3 protein-coding genes are annotated in these 3,024 nt (G+C 68.0%); 1 reads left to right on the plus strand and 2 read right to left on the minus strand.

Translation table 11 applies throughout. The features are described from left to right. Positions 1-98: 98 nt before the first annotated feature. Together fmt and def are read right to left on the minus strand one after the other, a co-directional pair. Positions 99-1,022, minus strand: a complete 924-nt coding sequence (gene fmt / locus RT551_RS21470) for a methionyl-tRNA formyltransferase (RefSeq protein ID WP_313462230.1) — start codon at positions 1,020-1,022, stop codon at positions 99-101. Positions 1,023-1,033: 11 nt separating this feature from the next. Then, complete coding sequence (gene def, locus RT551_RS21475) at positions 1,034-1,546, minus strand: peptide deformylase (protein WP_313462232.1); 513 nt, start codon at positions 1,544-1,546, stop codon at positions 1,034-1,036. A gap of 126 nt (positions 1,547-1,672) precedes the next feature. Between def and RT551_RS21480 the strand changes: the two genes are divergently transcribed. Next, entirely contained in the window at positions 1,673-2,803 is a 1,131-nt protein-coding gene (locus RT551_RS21480; RefSeq protein WP_313462234.1) for a LysM peptidoglycan-binding domain-containing protein, read from the plus strand. Positions 2,804-3,024: the final 221 nt, after the last annotated feature.

Below are 3,024 nucleotides of genomic sequence, written 5' to 3' on the forward strand. Positions count from 1 at the left end.
CACCTGGGCCAGCACGCGAGCGGCCAGCACCCGGGTCGGCACCCCGGGGGCCAATGCGGCACGGGACGCCGGTCGGGGGGCCGGGCGCGAACCTGCCATCAGCGGCCTACCACCAGGTCACGGCGCGCATTGAGGTAGTCGGCCGCGGTGATCGCTTTGCCGCCTTCGCGCTGCAACACGCGCAGGCGCAGTGCGCCCTGCCCGCAGGCGATATCGATGCCGTCGCGACTGGCAGCCAGCAGCGTGCCCGGGGCCTGGCCCTGGTTGTCCGGCAGCGCCACTGCACCGTGGATGCGCACGCGCTCCCCGGCCAGCTGGGCTTCGGCGACCGGCCACGGATTGAAGGCACGGACGGTGCGCTCCAGCGACACCGCGCCGGCGCTCCAGTCCAGGCGGGCTTCGGCCTTGTCCAGCTTGTGCGCGTAGGTCACGCCTTCGGCGGGCTGCGGCTGCGCCACCGGCTTCAGGCCGGCGCGGAGCAGGCCCAGACCGTCGGCCAGCACCTGTGCCCCCAGCTCGGCCAGGCGGTCATGCAGCTGGCCGCCCAGTTCGGCGGGCTGGATCGGGGTGTGCTGACGCAGCAGCACCGGCCCGGTGTCCAGCCCGGCTTCCATCTGCATCAGGCACACGCCGGTTTCGGCATCGCCGGCCTGGATCGCCCGCTGGATCGGGGCCGCACCGCGCCAACGCGGCAGCAGGGAGGCATGCACGTTCCAGCAGCCGTGGGTGGGAATGGCCAGCACCGCCTTCGGCAGGATCAGCCCATAGGCGACCACCACCATCAGGTCCGGCTGCAGGTCACGCAGCTGCTGCTGGGCGGCCTCGTCCTTCAGCGACTCCGGCTGGAACACCGGAATGCCGCGCGCGATGGCTTCCAGCTTCACCGGGGACGGGGCCAGGCCGCGTCCGCGGCCGGCCGGCCGGTCCGGCTGGGTGTAGACCGCCACCACTTCATGGTGGCGCGCAGCGGCGCGCAGCGATGCGACCGCGAACTCCGGCGTACCGGCAAAGACGATTTTCATGGCGACCCCGGTCAGGCGACGTGCTTGCGCTGCTTGGCCAGCTTCTTGCGGACCATCTCGCGCTTCAGCGGCGAGAGGTAGTCGATGAACAGCTTGCCGTCCAGGTGGTCCATTTCATGCTGCACGCAGACCGCCAGCAGGCCGTCGGTGGTCAGCTCCTGAGACACGCCCTGGCGGTCCAGGAAGCGCACGGTGATGCTGTCAGCGCGGGTCACGTCGGCAAAGATGCCGGGGACCGACAGGCAGCCTTCCTGGTACACCTGGCCGCCCTGCTGGGTGACGATTTCGGGGTTGATGAACACCATCGGGGTGTCCTTGCCCTCGCTGACGTCGATCACCATGAAGCGCTTATGAACGTCGACCTGGCTGGCGGCCAGCCCGATACCGGGGGCCTCATACATGGTCTGGAACATGTCGTCGATCAGCGTCTGGAAGGCCGGCGTGGTCACCTCGGCGGCGTCGATCAACGCAGCCTTGGTGCGCAGGCGCGGGTCGGGGAACTCGAGAATGGGCAGGAGAGCCATGGCAAATACCGGTTGGGGGCGCCCATAAAAGCGGCGTAGGTCGCAATTCTATCGCCAACGCTTGCCTTGCGCCCCGGTTTCTGGACTATAGTGGTCAAACCTGTTGGGGAATCAGGCACCACACCTATGTTTGAACGTACTCGTACGGTCCTCGCCGTCGCGATGTTGACCGTCGCCACCTATGCTACTGCCGTTGAAGTGAACGGCGGTCACCCGGATACCTACGTCGTCCAGAAGGGCGATACGTTGTGGGATATTTCCGCGCGCTTCCTGAAGAAGCCGTGGTTGTGGCCCGAAATCTGGCAAGCCAATCCGCAGGTCAAGAACCCGCACCTGATCTACCCGGGTGACGTGCTCAGCCTGGCCTACCTGGACCGCGTCGTGGCCCAGCCCGGCCCGCGCCAGGAAGCGCCGCTGAACGCCATTCCGCTGGCCCAGGTGGAGCCCTTCCTGAAGCAGATGAGCGTGGTGGACGAGATCAAGTCCCTCCCGCACGTCGTGGCGCTGGAAGACAACCGCCTGCGCGCCACCACCGGCCAGGTCGCCTACGTGATGAACCTGCAGGGGGCCGAGGTCGGCCAGCGCTGGGCCGTGGTCCGCCCGACCGTGCGCTTCGCCCTGCCCAAGCCGTCCGAGGACCTCACCGCCAACGGCGATGTCACCCCGGGCAGCGGCAACGTCTGGAAGTCGTTCATTGCGCCGAGCAAGCGCAAGGAGACCCTGGGCTACGAACTGGCCCAGGTGAACGTGGGCACCATCGTCAAGCTGCCGGATGGCCAGTCTGAAGTTGCCACGCTGGCACTGCAGGGCCTGGATGACGGCCGCGAGGTCCGCCCGGGCGACCGCCTGGTGCCGGTCGAAGCCAATCCGTATGACCTGCAGTTCTTCCCGCATGTGCCGGCCGCCCAGACCGAAGGGCTGGAAATCCGCGTGCTGGCCGTGACCGACATGTTCACCTCTGGCGGTCCGCGTGACGTCATCGCCCTGTCCGCCGGCAGCGCCGACGGCATCGACAACGGCACCGTGGTCTCGCTGTGGCGCAACAGCCGCCATGTGGCCAACAGGATGAAGTTCCCGGGCTCGTCGCGCATGGATGATTCCCTGACCAGCGGTGCTGGTCGGGTCAGCCTGCCGGAAGAGTACGCCGCCCATGCGATGGTGTTCCGCACCTTCGACAAGGTCAGCTATGCGCTGGTCATGGAAGGCACGAAGCCGGTGCACGTGGGCTACAACGCCCATCATCCGGACAAGCAGTAACCCGGCCACACCCGGTAAGCACCGACCCTGGGTCGGTGCAAAACCTGACGCAACACAGCGACGGCACCTGAGGGTGCCGTCGTCGTATCCGCACTAGCCTGTCGGGATGCCCAGCGACCTGCCCCCTGACACCGACGCCCTGCTGCATCTCGTCCTGGCCGGCGGCGCACCCGAACCGCGCCACGCCCTGCTCACCGCCCACGGATCCGCCGACGCCGCGC

The organism is Stenotrophomonas sp., assembly GCF_032103445.1.
GTDB lineage: Bacteria > Pseudomonadota > Gammaproteobacteria > Xanthomonadales > Xanthomonadaceae > Stenotrophomonas.